The sequence below is a fragment of the Nostoc paludosum FACHB-159 genome (assembly GCF_014698835.1).
GTDB classification, from domain to species: domain Bacteria; phylum Cyanobacteriota; class Cyanobacteriia; order Cyanobacteriales; family Nostocaceae; genus Nostoc; species Nostoc paludosum.
On sequence record NZ_JACJTU010000017.1, the window covers coordinates 35,594 to 53,917 of the forward strand.

15 protein-coding genes are annotated in these 18,324 nt (G+C 41.0%); 5 read left to right on the forward strand and 10 right to left on the reverse strand.

Annotated elements, in window-relative coordinates; translation table 11 throughout:
- Positions 1-24: 24 nt before the first annotated feature.
- The 8 genes from H6H03_RS18445 to H6H03_RS18480 form a co-directional block, all read right to left on the reverse strand.
- Complete coding sequence (locus H6H03_RS18445; RefSeq protein WP_190956552.1) at positions 25-1,038, reverse strand: HPr kinase/phosphorylase; 1,014 nt, start codon at positions 1,036-1,038, stop codon at positions 25-27.
- A 125-nt stretch (positions 1,039-1,163) separates the two neighbouring features.
- Entirely contained in the window at positions 1,164-1,304 is a 141-nt protein-coding gene (locus H6H03_RS18450; protein WP_190956553.1) for a hypothetical protein, read from the reverse strand.
- Positions 1,305-1,368: 64 nt separating this feature from the next.
- Positions 1,369-1,512 (reverse strand): hypothetical protein, encoded by a 144-nt coding sequence (locus tag H6H03_RS18455; RefSeq protein ID WP_190956554.1) that lies wholly within the window; start codon positions 1,510-1,512, stop codon positions 1,369-1,371.
- Positions 1,513-1,698: 186 nt separating this feature from the next.
- Entirely contained in the window at positions 1,699-1,836 is a 138-nt protein-coding gene (locus tag H6H03_RS18460) for a hypothetical protein (protein WP_190956555.1), read from the reverse strand.
- Between the two features lie 500 nt (positions 1,837-2,336).
- Entirely contained in the window at positions 2,337-3,518 is a 1,182-nt protein-coding gene (locus H6H03_RS18465) for a glycosyltransferase (protein ID WP_190956556.1), read from the reverse strand.
- 28 nt (positions 3,519-3,546) lie between these two features.
- Complete coding sequence (locus tag H6H03_RS18470; RefSeq protein WP_099067599.1) at positions 3,547-3,837, reverse strand: PqqD family protein; 291 nt, start codon at positions 3,835-3,837, stop codon at positions 3,547-3,549.
- A 314-nt stretch (positions 3,838-4,151) separates the two neighbouring features.
- Positions 4,152-6,413, reverse strand: a complete 2,262-nt coding sequence (locus H6H03_RS18475; protein ID WP_190956557.1) for an FAD/NAD(P)-binding protein — start codon at positions 6,411-6,413, stop codon at positions 4,152-4,154.
- 554 nt (positions 6,414-6,967) lie between these two features.
- Complete coding sequence (locus tag H6H03_RS18480; RefSeq protein ID WP_190956558.1) at positions 6,968-8,335, reverse strand: cytochrome P450; 1,368 nt, start codon at positions 8,333-8,335, stop codon at positions 6,968-6,970.
- 523 nt (positions 8,336-8,858) lie between these two features.
- Between H6H03_RS18480 and H6H03_RS18485 the strand changes: the two genes are divergently transcribed.
- From H6H03_RS18485 to H6H03_RS18495, 3 genes are all read left to right on the forward strand, one after another.
- A complete protein-coding gene (locus H6H03_RS18485) occupies positions 8,859-10,211 on the forward strand; it encodes a glutamate-cysteine ligase family protein (RefSeq protein ID WP_190956559.1) in 1,353 nt (450 codons plus the stop codon).
- A gap of 260 nt (positions 10,212-10,471) precedes the next feature.
- Positions 10,472-12,040 (forward strand): alpha-amylase family glycosyl hydrolase, encoded by a 1,569-nt coding sequence (locus tag H6H03_RS18490; RefSeq protein ID WP_190956560.1) that lies wholly within the window; start codon positions 10,472-10,474, stop codon positions 12,038-12,040.
- Positions 12,041-12,385: 345 nt separating this feature from the next.
- Positions 12,386-13,558, forward strand: a complete 1,173-nt coding sequence (locus H6H03_RS18495) for a homospermidine biosynthesis protein (protein WP_190956561.1) — start codon at positions 12,386-12,388, stop codon at positions 13,556-13,558.
- Here the strand turns inward: H6H03_RS18495 and H6H03_RS18500 are convergent.
- Both H6H03_RS18500 and H6H03_RS18505 read right to left on the reverse strand, forming a co-directional pair.
- Complete coding sequence (locus H6H03_RS18500; protein WP_190956562.1) at positions 13,508-13,702, reverse strand: hypothetical protein; 195 nt, start codon at positions 13,700-13,702, stop codon at positions 13,508-13,510. The two genes, H6H03_RS18495 and H6H03_RS18500, sit on opposite strands and share 51 nt — an antisense overlap.
- Positions 13,703-13,705: 3 nt before the next feature.
- Positions 13,706-15,415, reverse strand: a complete 1,710-nt coding sequence (locus tag H6H03_RS18505) for a PAS domain S-box protein (RefSeq protein WP_190956563.1) — start codon at positions 15,413-15,415, stop codon at positions 13,706-13,708.
- A 921-nt stretch (positions 15,416-16,336) separates the two neighbouring features.
- Between H6H03_RS18505 and H6H03_RS18510 the strand changes: the two genes are divergently transcribed.
- Together H6H03_RS18510 and H6H03_RS18515 are read left to right on the forward strand one after the other, a co-directional pair.
- Entirely contained in the window at positions 16,337-16,696 is a 360-nt protein-coding gene (locus H6H03_RS18510; protein ID WP_190956564.1) for a VOC family protein, read from the forward strand.
- A gap of 91 nt (positions 16,697-16,787) precedes the next feature.
- Positions 16,788-18,080, forward strand: a complete 1,293-nt coding sequence (locus H6H03_RS18515; RefSeq protein ID WP_190956565.1) for a recombinase family protein — start codon at positions 16,788-16,790, stop codon at positions 18,078-18,080.
- The last annotated feature ends 244 nt before the right edge of the window (positions 18,081-18,324 follow it).

Consider the following 18,324-nt stretch of genomic DNA (forward strand, 5'->3'; position numbering starts at 1 on the left):
CAGATATCCAAATTACTGGTGTTGCTAAACCAAAGTATGAATCAAGCGCAAGTTTTCTAAAATAACATCATAAATTTGCCCCAAATTTCCCAAATTATCAGGAAGTAATAACTCCCGCACAGGAACAGTCTTTGCCAATTGACCTAATTCTTGAAACTCCTGTCTACACTGTTGAGGAGTGAGGAAAGCACGCCCATAGGAATTGAACATTAGATGCTTCATGGCTTCAGGTAGAGAAAGAGAGTTAATGATAGGTGCTGTGAGGTTTTGGTCACGTTCTCCTAATATGTACACAGCAATTAATGGCAAAGCTCCCGATTGAAACTGCCAATGTTCTCTATCTTTTATTTGCAAATCTATAAAGCGTTTATCTAGACTAGTTGATACCAGTGATAAATCTTCTATTGAGCCGTGAATGGCATTTACAGAATTAGGCCACAGGCGTAGACGAGGATAAGCAGACTGTACCCAAAACCTTTTTTCATCAGGAACAAGTGCGGCAATATCATCTGCCAATACGGAGAATCCACGGCTAGCCAACGCTGCTGCTGTGGTTGATTTACCTGCGCCTGATTGTCCTAAAATGGCGATCGCGCTACCATCAACCGCAACCACACTGGCATGAAGACAAGTCACTCCCCGCAGCCGTAACAGATGACCGAGTACACAACCCAGCAGCAAAGATACAGCATCTGTAAATAGTGCATCTCTAGACCAAAAACCCCAAACTTGACTACCATCAGGATTCAAGATGAATTCCAAGCAATCAACCCCATCAAAAGACCTTATCCTCCAGTAAATACCGTCATCTCGGTGCGTTGTCCACAAATGGAAGCCTGTTTGTTGATACCATTCAAGCGGCACATTCCAAAAAGCTTGGTCGAGTAACGGTAGTTGACTTTGTTGTTCACCTACTAGGTGAATAGCAACATCTATCGGTGCAGAACTGTTAACAGTAGCTAACCCTGGAAGCAGTCGATTAATAGATAGGTTGAGTCCATAAAATTGATAGGAATAATTATCATTTTTTATCAACATTTGTGTTTATTTTTATTTGCAAATTCAAATTTTTGAAAATCCCGACTTATTTAAAAAGTCAGGATTTTTTGAAAACTAAAACTTACATAATTTTCCTCCAATGGAAGAAAAAAGTGGAAAATGTATTACGGAAGACCGGTGATGGGTGCGGCTGTAGTACTAAAACCACCACTACCACCGACTTGTTGTGTCAAACCAGATATTTTGCCGTGAGCTTTCAATTCTGGTTCAGAATAGTTTTTTTTCGCGTTTTCAGATTGTGACATTTGAGTAATCCTTATTGTTTTGTGTTCCCTTGATTTGGAATTATCAGATTATGAATTCAGTTCATCAATCGGTAGTGTTTATAATAAATACAGTGGTAGTACCAAAACCACCACTACCACCGACCTGTTGTGTCAAACCAGATATTTTGCCGTGAGCTTTCAATTCCGGCTCAGAATAATTCTTTCTCACGTTTTCAGATTGTGACATTTGAAGAATCCTTACGTGTGTAAACAATAGCCTCATAAGAGGGCAAGTAGAAAGGTGTATTTAATCTAGATTTATTAGGCAATTTTATTGACCTAATAAATCCTTCCTACTTGCTAACTCTACCCTGCCATCATTTATATGACAGCGAGTGAAGTTGAGCTTTTGGTGTTTTTTTCTACTTAACTACTAAGGAGGAGCCACAGTGGTAGTAGGTATGGGGAATCCGGTTGTAGTACCAAAACCACCGCTACCACCCACTTGTTGTGTCAAACCAGATATTTTACCGTGAGCTTTCAATTCAGGCTCAGAATAGTTCTTTTTCATGTTTTAAAATTGAAACATTTGAGTAATCCTTGTTTTTTGTGCTTTGCTGATTTGGAATTATCACATTATGAATACAGTACAACGATCGCGTCGTTGTTTTTATAAAGTTTGTGTAAAATATGTCCTATTTTTTGTTATTAGAATTATCAAAAAAGAGCATAATAAAGATTATTTAAAAATAAAAATCAATTCTGTTCAATTAATGCTAAAAAATGCAATTGATTTAGGTTGAATTGAGGATAATCTACGAGAACTGGTAGAGTAACCCAACCTACTTTTATGCTGAAGCTATATCATTGTTTTGTATCTTCTAAGTTTATTTATTTTGTCATTTATATTTATCAGGACTTACGCAAAAACTCTCTCTTGCTCTTATTTCTTTGTGTCCTACCCTGCGGGAAGCCACTTCGTGTCTATGCGTCCTTTGCGGTTCGTTTTTTCATGATTTTGCGTAAGTCCTGTTTATATGTAAGACATAATCAAACTTAATAATGGAAAATTTAGGCAGAGATTGGCTTAGTAGTAGATGCCAAATCTTCATATACTCGGAACAGCCGATTTTGTAAATTCGCTTCATCATATTGTTCGACAATCGCTTGCCGTGCTTTTGCAAGATGTGATTCTCGTTCTTGGGGAGGTTGATTGACGACTTTAATCATTGCCTTTGCCAAAGCTTCTGGGTTTTCAGATTCTACCAAAGTACAAAATTCTTCAATAAAAGTACCCCGATAAGCTGGCAAATCACAAGTAATCACCGGGCGTTCGCAGGCAACTGCTTCAATGAGTGTGGAAGGAAAAGCATCGTTAGTAGGATAATTGATAATTACATCTGCTAAGTTGTAGCCTGTAGGCATGAAACTATAAGGTAGGGCGGGCATCCAGCGCAGGTTTTCTAATAAGCCAAGTTGTTGAGCTTGTTTGCTGATGCTTTCGTATATAGTTACTGCTTCTTCCCCACCAGCACGCCCTAACTTTGAAAAGACGAGTACCGTTGGTTTGGTGAATTGGGGAAAAGCCTGTGTATAGGCTGTAAATATCTGCTCGTGGTTGTACAGTTTAGACCAGCCACGGGGCGAAAGCAGAATTGTGGCTTCTTCATCAATCTTCAAGATTTCCCGTCGCCACTTTGGTAAATCTTTTGTGACTCCAGAGCGAAAATGTTTAGGGTTTGTCCCTAGAGGAATTAATTCTACCCGTTGTTCGGGGTTCAACAGTGCTTTGGATTTTTCTATCAAATTGGGTGTCTCTACAATCAGCACACCAGTATGCTTAAATACTTGGCTAACCCTATCTTTATGCTTGCTGGATTCCTTTTCTGGTTGTAGCAAATGATTTAAAAAGCCCCAAGCAGAGACGACAAGAGGGCTTAAATTCGCCAGGACACAACACTGGGCGTGCCAGCCAATGGCGTGGACATGGATGATATCAGGCTGGAATTCGTCTGCAAGTTTACGTAACGGCTCCGCCATTTCCTCGGCCATCCGATCTTCGTATGGGTAGGTGTTGGTAAACTCCTCTTGATACTTTCGCCAAACAGTGGGGAAATAGCGATAATTTTTGGGAGCTTCGGTTTCATAGGGGTCTACATCTCCTAGTAGCCAAACTTCATAACCTGCTTTAACTACCCAATCTAAGGGTCTTGTCAAGGCAACGCCCCCAGCACCAATCATCAGTACACGCATGATTTGATTTTTTGCTTTAAGTTAAGAGTTAAGAATCAGTAATTTCCACTAGTCCAGCCTTAACCAATTTATCAATAAACTTGAGCAAGTCTTGTTTTAACTTCTCTGGCTCGACATCATACTCTTTTAGCAAGGTGTCGTAAGCTGTCTGGATAGAATCTGACTCAGTTAGCACAAAGAATATTTTTGTACCAACTTCGTTTTGACTAAAATATTCTTCAGTTTGCAAATTCAATAAAACTGACTCCCCTGCTAAGTCTTGAGTCAGAACATTTGCAGATAAGGATACTTTTTTATTTAAGACTATTTGTGTTGTCATTTGTTACAAGAGGTCATGATTGTAGTTGATTATAAGTTTTTTTGTCATTCTGTAGGTTTTTTCAAGACTTTGATTTCACTCTTAATCTGATTGAGTTCTCCTTTAAAAGTGTGAATTTCAAACCAATGATTTTGGAGAAGCCAAGCGGTAAGGGCACAGCATTGCTGTGCCCCTACGACAGATGTGGTTCAAATGCATGAAAAGTGCTGTAATTATTGGATTAGTTTATCCTACAGCGATCGCCTTAATGAACGCATCGTATAAGTGTCCTATTTTTGACTAGGATCAATGACCTATATAAGTATTAATTATTGTTAGATTTGATAGTCCAGTGCAAGTAAAACTCTGCCACATTGCTGATTTGCGGGTACGGCTTCCAAGATTTTTTTCGGTTGGGGTAGGTTGAGGTTGTTCATTTGTTCGATGAACTGGTTGCGAGTGCGTCCAGCAAATCGGGGATTCCAGCGTTTTTCTTCGCCAATGGTGGATACTGTCCGTCCTTGGTAGTCGTGAGCGGGATATACTAGGGTGTCTTCTGGTAATGTGAATAGCTTTTGAGTAACGGCATCATATAATTCTCCTGGGTCGCCGTTTTGGAAGTCAGTACGACCGCAACCCCCAATAAATAAGGCATCTCCCGTTAACAGATGAGTGTCGTTGACTAAATATGCTAAGTGGCTGTTAGTATGACCAGGAGTAGCGATCGCTCGAATCTGGACACTCCCCAATTGCAAGATATTACCATCGCCAATGTACTGGTCTGCACAGATAACCGCTGAATTCTCAGGCACAATACCTAAACAACCTGTCAGTGACCTGAGTCTGTCTGTACCAGTAATATGGTCGGCATGAATGTGAGTTTCCAGACAGTAGCGCAGAGTCAGATCTAATTGTTGCAATACTTTTAAATCGCGTTCAACTTGTTCCAATACAGAATCAACTAAGATGGCTGTTTTCGTTTCTGGGTCAGCAATCAAGTAAGTATAAGTACTCGATTCTTTATCGAACAGTTGACGAAATAGCATAACAGGTTTCCTCAACGATGATAAATTTTCTTGGGCTGGTCGCGGCCACGAGTTCCCCACTCTGGGGATTGGGTACTGGGGATTGGGTACTGGGGATTGGGTGGGAAAATTTACCCAGTCCCCAGTTCCTAGTCCCCAGTCCCTTTCACCAGCAATAGCATGAGAATTGAGGGATTTCAGTAACTCCTGCGCCAAACTTGCTGCTTGAACCCGAATTTCTGGAACAGCGGTGGTTTCCCAAAGATTGCCTTTGCGCGGTGTCCCTAAGGTGTAAAGCATTTGAGATGCTTTGCCATCTGCATCTATCAGCGCACCATTGGTGGCTGTGTCGATTCCCATTGACAATGAATTGGGACGAATCAAGCGTTGTTCTTGCAAGCTAGCCAGCAATGGGTGTTGCAATCTGCGGTAATCGCAATTTGCACCGGTGCAGTTGATAATTCGCTTGACTCGCAGAACAATATCTTTGTGCGTTCCGCGTTCGCAGATTTTTACTTCTACGCCATTTTCTAACTGCTCACAGCTTTGAATTCGACCTGCGTAATGGATGAGTTGACCAGATTCCATTGCAGCATCGAGTACTTGGGCAATTTCTTCGGCAATGCGATGGCGGTGAACTTCCCAATAAGCTTTGACATGACGCAAAAATCGCTTCTGTTCTGGTAATGGTAGTGCTTGCCACAGTTGTTGAGTCACTGGACGAATGGCATCAATTACCCCGCGCCAATCTTGCCCTTGGGTAAGTGTCCGCAGTTGTTGACGTACTAGATGTAGCAGTCCTCGTGCGGTTTTTGGTGCAGTTTCGATATCAATAAATGCTGGGTAAGGAGTTGTTGATTTGTGGCGACAAGGCATTAATCCGTGACGCGAGACAGCATGGATTTTTCCCTGGAAACCTTGCTGGCGTAAGGCAACTACGGTATCTGCCATTGTTAAGCCGGTGCCCACCAAGAGAATAGCATCCTCTGGATTTAAGTCAGCGATCGCATTACTCGACCAAGCATCTTTGACATATTGCTTGTTTAAATTCGCAATTGGTTTGGGCAGAATTGCCGGGAAATTCCCCAAAGCTAGCACAGCCTTTTGTACGTGCAAACACTGACCGCTGCCCAGATATATTATTGTGCTAGAGGATTTTGTTTCAATGGCGATCGCTTCATCTACAATTCTCTCTAATTGCACATACGCTGCCGCATTTACCTGTGCTGCTTTTAAAGTGGCTTGGACATAATCCCCATAAACCCGTCGTGGAACAAAGGTAGATGCCGTTACCTGTTCGTGTCCGTTGCTGTGCAGCCAGTTGAGAAAGTGATTTGGTTCATCTGCAAAAGCACTCATCTTACCAGCTGGGACATTCAGCAAATGACAATCCACTGGTGTACCGTAAGCAACTCCTCTTCCCACTTCGGAATTCCGTTCAATTAATTTAATAGATAATGGTGTAGTTGCATGACGTAAAAGATTAGCTGCAACTAAAGAACCGCTTAAACCACCACCAATAATTGCAATAGTAACTGGAGAAACTGTTAGATTAAAAATATTGTTATTCATATCAGTTTAACTTGACGCTTTCTACACAATTAATTTACGCCAGATAACTGAAAATTATGCATGTTGAAAACTCGTAATTGGCATAAAAACCACATAGGCACATGAAAAAGTGGGAATTTAATTTCAGTGTCTAGTTTCCTAAATTTAGAAAGTGGCGATCGCAATATAAAATCACCTACGTACCTTATCCAGTAAGCTTTTGCAAATATTTTTTACAAAAAATTCTATCTTTTGCACCCAAATCCGATGGAAAAACCGTGGTTTTTAATTAACCCCACAATATCCCTGAAAAACCCATAACCTTATCCTGAAAATTGTCACAATTTTCTGACACTAATTTTATCCTACGGCAACAACATCTAATTTGTGGTATTGGATAACAAACGATAAAAGTTATGCATGAACTCTTCATTCTCTCTGTGTCTTGAGTGTCTGTGCGTGAGATAAATCATCTTTTTTTTGCGTAGACGCGTAACGGCTTACCGCAGGCTACCGCCAAAAACGTCAAGGGCGCAGAGAGAAGAAAAATAAGTAATCTTCTAGCAAGAAAGCACTTAAATCACACCCTGAGTCGTGAGGGGTGTGGTTTGCTTCAATGTTACTTTTACCCCAGTTGCTGGACGTAGGGTAATTGAAGCTTGAGGAACAATTTGATGATCTGGAACAAGATTTAATTCAAATTTTTGGGCGATGGTTGCTAATAATAAAACTGCTTCCATCAAGGCAAAACTTTTACCAATACAAATCCGAGGGCCATTACCAAATGGAAAGTAAACTCCTCTCGGCAGCTTTTTTTCTAAATCATCAGCCCAACGTTCTGGTTTAAATACTTCTGGGTCTTCAAAGTAGCGAGGATTGCGATGCATTACCCACTGGCTCATAATAATTGTACAATCTTGTGGCACTTGATAACCGCCAATTTCACAATCTTGGCTAGCTTTACGCGCCATGTTATATACAGGAGGAAATACTCGCATTGTCTCCTTAATAACCATATCGGTGTAGCGCAAGTTTGGTATATCTGCAATGGTAGGAGAACGCCCTCCTAAAACTTGTTGTAATTCTGCTAATAATTGACTACGTACTTGTGGATATCGAGATAAAAGTATCCAGGCTCCTGTTAAAGTATTGGATGTGGTTTCATGTCCTGCTAACATTAAAGTTGCGATTTCATCTCGTAATTGGCGATCGCTCATTTGACTGCCATCTTCTTCATCCTTTGCTACCATTAACATTGACAGTAAATCTCCAGGATTTTCACCACTAGCCCGCCGTTGATTTATCATCTCATAAATAGTTTTATCCATCTGCTTGATAGCATTTCTGTAGCGAATATTCTCAGGTCTAGGGAACCATTCTACAAAAATAAAATTTTGCTGGCGTTTACTTTCAAACCAATCTAATGTTACATCTAGTGCATGGGCAACATCTTGCGCTTGTCCTTCGCTGAGGTCGCGGTTAAATATTGTTTTCATTACAATATTTAATGTCAGGCGCATCATGTCTCGATGAACATCACGAGTTTCCCCATCTTGCCAAGTATCCAGCATTTGTTCGGTGTAGGCGACCATAATATCGCCATAACTAGCGATGCGTTTCTGGTGAAAGATAGGTTGTATCAACCTTCGTTGGCGAAACCAAGAATCTCCTTCGCTAGTGAGAAGTCCTTCACCTAATAACGTTTTGAGGGCATGTAAGGAACGACTTTTAACAAATAAACTTCTGTCTTTTAATACTTGCTCAATATAATCAGGATTGGTTAATATACAAGCTGGTGTCAATCCTAAACGTATCGGTATAATCTCACCATATTCACGAGCGCACTTAGTTAAAAATCCCAAAGGGTCGCGACCAAAATCAAGCAGACTACCCACGATAGAATTTGCTTCTGGGCCGGGTAATTCAAAGATATCTTGAGTCATGGAGATTTATCGCCTCGCTGGGTAAGTCCTAACTCAAATCTTGAAAAACCTTTCATTTTCTAACTTCTATCAAAGGGAAGAATACCATTTGGGTAGGTAGGAAGTAGGGAAAAAGTTTTGTTGAGTTTTACCCAGTTTTGCGAAAGTCAAGACAATTCGCAATTTTCAGTTAAGCTTGTTCCTCTCTACGAGATGTTACGCTAAGGCAGTTATAATTAGTAGGGACTTGAAACCCATTAATTGCCCAATTATTTAATTGAGCAGATTTTTTGTATTTTAATTGTGAATTACGTAGCTTGCTTCCCGCTTTGGGAGTATTGCAAATTGACAATCTTAAGAAGTTGGAATTTTATCCTCAAACGCGACTTACAAATAAATGTTTGAGATTATTGCCCATATTCTAGTAGCATATTTATGTCGGGAATTAAAAGTTCCACTTGATGTTTTTTAATAATCTCTAATACTGTCCCCAAGTTCCAGTAAATCGATAATTACAGCAAATTAACTAAGAGAGACTTGAGAAATGGATGTACTAAAACGTCGCATTGGTCTTGAGCAAGAGTTTTTTCTAGTAAATGAGACGGGTGAAATCAGTAATCGTGCAGATGAATTTTTACAGGCTTGCCATTTAGCCGCACAAGCACAAGGAGTGAACCCACAATACTTTGTGCCAGAGTTCGTCAAGAATATGGTGGAAATTAACACCGCACCGGCGTATAGTGCCACAGATTTAGCAAAAGAATATCTGAGAAATTTAAAACTAGCGATCGCTGTAGCCAGACAGATGGATTTAAGGCTTTATGCTCAGTCTAGCTACCCCTTACATATCATGCCAGTCATGCGCGACCAACTCAATTATCATATCCAAGCGCGGACTGTGGGTTACGATAAATTTTTACACGCTGGCAAATGTACGGGTACGCACATACATCTAGAAGTGCCAGCGGGAGTGATTGATTCTCGCGTGGTAGTGTCTTACAATTCAAATGCCGCAGAGCGAGAAGAGCTACTAAATATTTATAATTTAGCTACAGCCTTCGACTCAGCATTAATTTGCTTAACGCGATCGTGTCCGTTTTATGAAGGACGAGCGATCGGACTAGCCATGCACACAATTCGTTATCGTGGTAGCGAAACCTTTGACTGGGAAGGAGTTTACACTCATTTGCAGCCTGTTGGTGGACTGATGCCTTATGCCGACAGTATTGAAAGTTTAGTTGAACAGCAATTCGCTCGTTATTATGCTTGGTTGCAAGCAATGGACAAAGCGGGAGTTGAGCGTCATCTTTTCAAAAAAGCGGGAGGAAGCTTACTTAAATCAGCTTGGAACCCAATTCGACTTAACAAACTTGGCACAGTAGAAATTAGATGTATAGATAGCAACTTTCCCTCAGTAATAATTTCTGTAATCGCACTTTTAGAAAAAGCTGCTCGGCGCGTCAGAACAGAACAACTAAAAGTCATGCCAAATAAAGAAGTTGATACATTTCATCTAAGTGGAAATCATCTTTGGGTGCCAGATTTTGAGTATTTAAATGGCCAATTACTGTATGCTGCGGCTACAGAGGGAGTTAAGCATCCGAAAGTCAAAGCTTACGTAGATTCTGTTTTAGACTTTGCCATTACAGAAGGTGGCGAAGGAGCAAAATATTTAACAAAATTGAGAGCAGAACTAGAGCAATATCAAAGTATCGAAGCGAAAATTCTGGAAGAATTTACCCCTGCAACTGCGGAACTTTCACGAGATCAAGGCTTGCGTTTAGTGCGGGAGTGCTGCGACAAATTAGAAGCGCAGGTGTCATATTTAGACGGCGAACATCCTTTAATAGCGTTAGATGAACTCGCAGTTACGAGCAATGAGTCTGCCTGTTTTTAAGTAAGTAAGTCGGTGTGAAAAAATCAAACTATGTTAATAAAGGTTAATTTAGCTCAAACCCTCTTTCCTCCTGCCTTATCCTGACGATAAATATTCACAACCACCTACTTACAGTGAAAGCGCTGTTATGAAGCCTTTTTCTGTGTATCTTAAATTAAAATTTACGAAATAATATTAAATACCTCTGTGGATTCATGAAAATTTGAGGTAATTGTTTTAAACATTGAGGTGCATATTTCGGAATCAATGCGTAAGTCCTCATGGCTAAAGTTGAAGAATTTGCACCCCAAAAGCTCTCTGACACAGACCTAAAACCACGCGGAAGGGTTCAATTAAGTCCTGTCAGTTGGCGAGACCAGTTTTTATACCATCTACTACCTGATAGATTCAGTGACGATAACGAAAGTCATAGGGAACTTTTTGACCGTATCAATCCTTTAAGATTCCAGGTAAAAAACAAAGCTGACTGGATAGCAGCAAGTACAAAGTTTTTAGGTGGAACTTTCAGGGGAATTAGAAGTAAGTTGGATTACTTACAAGGATTAGGAGTGACAACATTATGGATTAACTCCCCTTGGCGACAACTTGACCTAGAAACAGACAACAATCACAGCATTCAAAACTTTTTAGATATTGACCCCCACTTAGGAACTTGTCAAGATTTAAGAGATTTAATAGATGCCGCCCACGATCGCCGGATGTATGTCATCCTAGATGTCATCTCTAACCACAGTGGTAATGACTGGTTCTATAGAGATGAAATGATTGCAAATCTGGCAAGAGTTTATCAGTACTGGATTGCTCTTGTTGACTGCGATGGGTTTTGCATCAAGACAACCGAGCGCATTCCTCCTCAAAATGCCCGCAAATTCTGTACTGCTATTCGTGAATATGCTCAATCTATCGGCAAGGACAACTTTTTGCTGACTGGAAAGATAAATTCCGATAACATGGCAGATGCTTACTTAGATATTTTCGGTTGTAACCTCAGTGCTGTACTCGACATCGCCAGCGCTCCTGATACTTTAACCTCAATGGCTAAGGGTTTAGCAGACCCTTGTGTATTTTTCGATTTGTACAGCGAAAGTCATCTTGCAGGGCAATGTCGTCAAGATGGTTTGTATCATGTTTCTATTTTGGATGATGATATATCATCCGCTAATTGTAAGCAGCGATTTGCTGTCCATAGCGATGTTCCCAACCTTTATGAGCAGGTTGCTAACGTTGTTGGCGTGCAATTAACCATGCCAGGAATTCCTGCTATTTATTACGGAACAGAACAGGCTTTTGATGGCAATGTAGATAATCTTGAAGACACGCAGTTTGCAACATATAAATGTAGCCGTGAAGCCATGTTTGGTGGTGATTTTGGCGCGTTTCAAACAGCAGGCTGTCATTTCTTCAATCCAGATCATCCCACTTATTTAAGAATTGCAGCGATCGCTCGCCTCCGCAACCAACACGATAAAATTGGCAAAGCTTTACGTCGAGGACATCACATCCTACGGGAAACATCGTTTTGTAATTATCCGTTCTCGATTCCTCAACAAGGAGAATTAGTTGCTTGGTCACAAATTCTGTTTGATACAGAGGTGTTGATGGTACTGAACACCCACGCCTTAGAAAATCGCGGTGCTGAAGTGACAGTCGATGCTGCTATGCATCCTCCCGATTCAACCATGACTTATTTATACAAGAGCGATTGGAGCGATAAACAATTACGCTATCCGCCAGATAGACAAACTGTCACTGTGCAACATTATCACGATCGTGGTAGGGCTTCTGTACGGATTGATTTGCCCCCCTCCTGTATGGCAATTCTAGTGTAGTTAGGCAAATAAAACTACAACTCTTCGATAAGTGACTCAATCACCCTGACGGAACTGCACTACGAGTTTATGCTCATCAAGTAGTGCAGTTCCCACCAGAGTTTGCCTTGTACCCGGATTTCTCCCTCGTGAGAAATCCGGGTCAAAGAAATGGGAGTTAATGGTTAAAGTATCATCATCTCACCCTCGTAAATTGGCGAAGGTATTGTTCGATCGAGTGTTTATACTCATTTTTTAATTAATTGCCCTTTTTCGCTAAATTAGTATAATTCTTAACTCCCAACTCCGAACCCAGTACTTTGCTATAACATTAGATTCGGCGTGTTACTGTTCAGGAGTGCCAAAATGTCTAAACAGCTGGGTCAAAAAATCGCACCCACACCTATATCTAATGATATTGGCGTGGTGGATTTAATTGATAGATACTTCACTGCGTACAACTCAGCACGTTTGCGCGAAATCTGCCAACTACTCAGCCGCGATGTGCTAACAGAAGGTGTCACCGTGGGAGTTAGCCTTTCAGGTGCAATGACGCCAGCCGGATTTGGGGTTTCAGCCCTTGCACCTTTAATTCGCAACGGCTTTATTGACTGGATGATTAGTACTGGTGCAAATCTTTACCATGATATGCATTATGGTTTGGGTTTTGAACTGTTTGCTGGTAATCCGTTTTTAGATGATGTGAAACTCCGCCAACAAGGCACAATCCGGATTTATGACATTATCTTTGGCTACGATGTACTTTTGGAAACCGATGCTTTTATCCGCAAAATTCTGCAAGCAGAACCTTTCCAAAAACGTATGGGAACCGCTGAGTTTCACCATTTACTAGGCAAGTATGTCCGGGAAGTAGAAAAGCAATTGGGTGTGCAGAATTCTTGCTTGCTGGCTACAGCTTATGAATATGGCATACCGATTTATACTTCTTCACCTGGAGATAGTTCTATCGGGATGAACGTAGCAGCTTTGGCATTAGAAGGTTCGCAATTAGTATTAGACCCTTCAATTGACGTGAACGAGACAGCAGCGATCGCTTACAATGCCCGTGAAGGAGAAGGGAAAAGTGCCGCTGTCATTCTCGGTGGTGGCAGTCCCAAAAACTTTTTGCTACAAACACAACCGCAAATTCACGAAGTTTTAGGACTAGAAGAACGCGGACATGATTACTTTGTGCAATTTACCGATGCTCGTCCAGATACAGGTGGTTTGTCTGGAGCAACCCCATCGGAAGCCGTCAGCTGGGGTAAGATTGACCCAGAAGAATTACCTAACACAATTGTTTGTTACACGGATAGCACCATCGCTCTACCACTTGTAACAGCATACGTCCTCAACAAGTGCCAACCTCGTCCCCTAAAACGCTTGTATGACAGACGAGAAGCCATGTTAGAGAAACTGCAAACAGATTATTTAGCAGCCAAAACCCAACCATCAGATCGAGTTCCAGCAGCCGTAGCTGAAAATGCTTCACAGCCAACAGCTACTTATCCTTGCGGTAGGTTGATTCCGAATACGTAGGGATTGGGGACTGGGGATTGGGGGATGAGGGAGCAGGGGAGTGTGGGGAGTGTGGGGAGTGTGGGGGGAAAGAGAATTAATGCTTCCCCATCCTCCCATTCCTCCCACACCTCCCACCCCTCCCACACTTCCTGCTTGCCCCATGCCCTATTCGCTTTTTTCTGCTGCTAATTGCTGGGTAACATTGCGAAAAATCCCATGAGTAGCGACTGGATGACCTTCAATAAATTTAGCGTTAATGTTACCTTCTAAAAATATCGTCTCACGGTTTTTGGTAATAAATGCGGCTTTGATTTGCTCTTGTTTTTCTCCACAAAGCACGCGATAAAACTTTTGCCAACAGTATTGTCTAAAGTCTGAATGTATAATATCAAAGACATTCAAAGAAGCAATTTCAGCTTCGCTATATCCAAAAGCTTCTCGCCATGCGCGATTCACATATAAAAAACGACCATAGGCATTTACAGCTTGAATCAAATCATTAGCATTTTCAAATAAATCTCGATATCGTTGTTCGCTTTCAACAAGAGCGATTTCTGCTTGCTTGCGTTTGATAAACTGGGCGATTTGGCTACCAATAGAACCTACCATTTCCAACAGTTCTGTATCTTTTGGTTGAATGTCTCGGTTAAAGAAAACCATCACCCCTAAGATTTCATTATCGTCTAAGATGGGGAAACCAAAAGCCGCGTGTAATCCAGCTTCAGCAGCAGGTTGCGATCGCCTTGTGTCTCCATCTTGTGTGATATCCTCAGTCCACAGGGGCGATCGTTGAATCCAAATTTCACCAGGTAACCCAACACCAGGAGTATATGTAGTTTGCCACGTAACTGCTTTAAACTCTCTGCCAGAAACTACTCGACTTGACCAAATTTCTACACATCTTAATACTGCATTGACGCTATGTCTTTTGACTGAAGTACCGATATATTGGCTTGGTGTCCAAAGTTCGCCTAAATCCCATCCCAGGTTTTGACAAATCGACCGCAAAATTTCCGGAATTACCTGCTTTATACTCTGTGATTCTGATAATATGCGAGTGATAGCATACTGGGCACTTGTACGCTGTTCCCGGCGCTGTCGAGCAGTAATGTCTCGACCGATAAAAACAATATCTTCTAGACTTTCTGTTCCTTTGGAAATCACCGAACAAGAAAAAGCAATTAACCGCTTTTCTAGGTTTTTGGTTCTACAAACTACCTCTAAATTCTGAAAACTTTGCTTAGCAGCAAAATGCTGATAAATTGCTTTGATTACTACTTGGTCGTCAATTATTAATGAAATAGGTTGATTAATTAATTCTTCTTGATTAAAACCAAATAATTCTTCAGCAGCATGATTGAATTTGATAATTTTTCCCAATTTATTAGTTACTAAAAAAGCATCTGCCATTGAAGCGATTACTTGTTCCATGTAACTTTTACAAGTTATTAAAGCACTGGATAGCAAATTTGCTTCATTCGTTTGCTGTGCCAACTTTTGTTTTAAAACAATTTTGTCAGTAACATCCTCAATCAGCACAATTAATTTATTTTCAAGTTTTTCATGTTGTTCGCCGATAATATATATATCTATATATAAATGAGATTGTTGTTTTGAAGTTCGTCTCACCCCTTGTAATTCAAACAGTTCTTGCTTGCCGTACAAAATAGCTTTTAAAATATCCTCAAGTCCAATCAATTCAGGAAAGCTTAGCCGGATATCTTTACCCCGTGTCACCTCCTCAGGGCGATGTGCAAACCGTTGCACTTGCTCGGATGTATCTATAATGCAAAAATTATCATCCAATTCCAAGCGTTCAAATTTATGTGGAAAAGAAGGTTTATTTAAAATCCGGTCTAATACTTGGTCTTTCATTGTGGTGTGAGAACAGGCTTGAGGCTGATCTTGCAAAATGATGGGTTAGAGGAAAGAGAAGATGTCAGAACTACAAATTCAGTATTTTCTAAGTCAGAATTAAGAAGGCTTTAGGGTCAAAGCTTAATAATTTCAAGAAAATCAGTAAGCTATATAACCATTAATGTTCTAAATGTTCTGCATTTTGACCACTGACCGGATCAACAGAAACTTCTCTGGCTTTGCTCCTGAACCCTGGCTAGAAGATTTCAGGAAAGAGAAACAAAAAATTTCAGCTATTGCTATGTGAAACTATCATCTCATCAACAATTAATGGCTCAGGAATCAGAAATAACAATTAATAATTCAGCATCACTGATAATTCTTTAATTATTCTTTCAAACCTTTGAACAACATACAAGCCTGTCGAGGCAGAATTTACAGAAGCTGGTAATACTCAGTTTTTTTACTGAAATTTATATTAGTTGATTAAGTGTACTATATTTTTATTACCAACTCCGTGTGGTTACTTGAAAACGACTTTTAGCAATCCTTCGAGTCAGGCGATCGCAATTGAGTAAGTAAGTTGGTATTAATAAGTATCGTTGGCAATAGGCAATAGGCAATAATAAGGGTTTTAGCCTAATTTATTTTTCTGAACATTGTTTGATTTAATTGTGTCTACTTACTTAACTGATAGTAAATAGACTTTACATTGATGGTTTGTGCCTTTTGGAGTATTGACAATAAAATATGAATCTGCATCTATCAAAACTTGTTCTCCCAAATTCCCAAATATTTAACTTTAATCCTAGCAATGCCTTTTGATTATTGACTGTTGAGTGTTGACTGAGGAGTTATTTCCCTTGTCTGTCTCATCCCCCTCTCCGTAATAGTTCAAACTAGGTCAAAATTGAAATAAACGCGATCGCACTTACCAAAATGCAGATTACCCAAAGTCTTCATACAGCAATTCTCGTCACTGACTTAGAACGCTCTGAACACTTTTATGGCACAGTATTGGGATTAACCAAAATAGATCGTTCTCTAAAATACGCTGGCGCATGGTATGAAGTCGGCAACTATCAAATTCACCTCATAGTTGCACCGACTGTCCCCACCGAAAACCAAAACGAAAAATGGGGACGTAACCCCCACTTCGCCTTCTCGGTTGCTGACTTGGAGGCTGCAAAACAAGAGTTGCTCGACCGCAATTATCCCATCCAACCCAGCGCCTCAGGCCGCCCCGCCCTGTTTACTCAAGATCCTGATGGGAATATTGTTGAGTTGAGTCAGCAGTGAGGAGATGGGAAGCAGGGGAGGCAGGGGAAGCAGGGGAGGCAGGGGAGGATAACTAATAACTAATGACAGATGACCAATGACTAATGACTAAATGAAAATCATTGCCTATTCTTACACCGATCCTCTACTAGAATCTTTCCCCGATGAAAGCAGCTGGGGATGGGAAGTAGATCGAGTTTATCAAGATTTGGGCAAGCGAGAGCAACTACAACAATTACTCACAGATTGCCAAACTGAAGGCGCGGATTATCTGCTGATTCGTCGCTTGGAAGAATTAGGCGATACTCTAGAACAAGTAAGCGATCGCCTCAATGAACTCGAAGCGATGGGAGTAGCGGTAATTGCCACAGAACAACCCTACACCTCAGAAAATTCTCCTCTTGGCGCTGACTTGCTGACTTTACTACACGCAATCCAAAGCGAACAACGCAGTCGTCGCATCCGTCAAGGACACGCCCGTAATCGTCTTGACGCTGCACCACCACCCGGTAAAGTTCCCTACGGCTATCGCAGAGGTAAGGGAAAATATACCATTGACCGCAGTACTTCACCAGTGGTCAAGGATTTTTTTGACCATTTTTTACTCTATGGTTCCTTACGAGGTTCAGTCCGCTACTTGGCGAAGAAATACGGTAAGAAAATTTCTGTTACCACTGGACGCCGTTGGTTAACTAATCCAGTTTATCGTGGCAATACAGCTTACCAAAATGGTGAAATTATCTCCGACACCCATATTCCCATCATTTCTAAGGAAGAAGCTGCCCAAGTTGACCGACTTTTACGCCGTAACAGCCGTTTACCATCCCGCACTGCTAGTGCGCCACGTTCTTTAGCTGGGTTGGTTGTCTGTAGCGAATGTAGATCGCATCTGACGGTTACCCGTGTCACCCAACGCAAGCAAGATCGAGAATATCTGTATTTACGTTGTCTTAGCTGTCCCCGACGCCCTAAGTGTCCGGCTATTCCTTATCAGGAAGTTTTAGAACAGACAATTGAAACCGTTTGCCGCGACTTACCTTTAGCTGTAGCGGGAATGAATTTTCCGCAATTGGATGCTGTTAAAAATAGTTTAGGTGAAGCGATCGCTCGTCAGCAAGAAATACTCGCTCAGTTACCCGCTTTAATTGAAAGTGGAATTTTAGATACCGAAACAGCAAAATTAAGGGCTTATAAACTCCGCACAGAAATTTCTGCACTCGAAGCCAACTTGGCAATTCTCCCCCCCGTTAATTTGCGTTCTGTCGCTGTTGCTGTTTCGATTCCGCAATTCTGGTTAGATTTGTCAGAAACAGAAAGACGATTTTACTTTCGGGAATTCATTAAAGAAATTGAAATTGTTCGCCAAGAGCAAAAATGGCACTTGCAAGTTATTTTTATTTTTTAAGAATTCAGAATTCAGAAGTCAGGAGTTAGAATTCAGAAGTCAGGAGTACTGTAGAATTCATACAGCAGAATTCAAAATTATAATACACATCTGGTGAAATTAAATATGCGTTACCCATAACCCTTGTAGAGACGTAGCACTGCTACGTCTCTACATTGTTTTTCTCTTTGAGACATAGATAACGCACCAACTAAAGGTTTTGGTGTATTACTTTCGGCGATCGCACAACTCTTGATTCTGAATT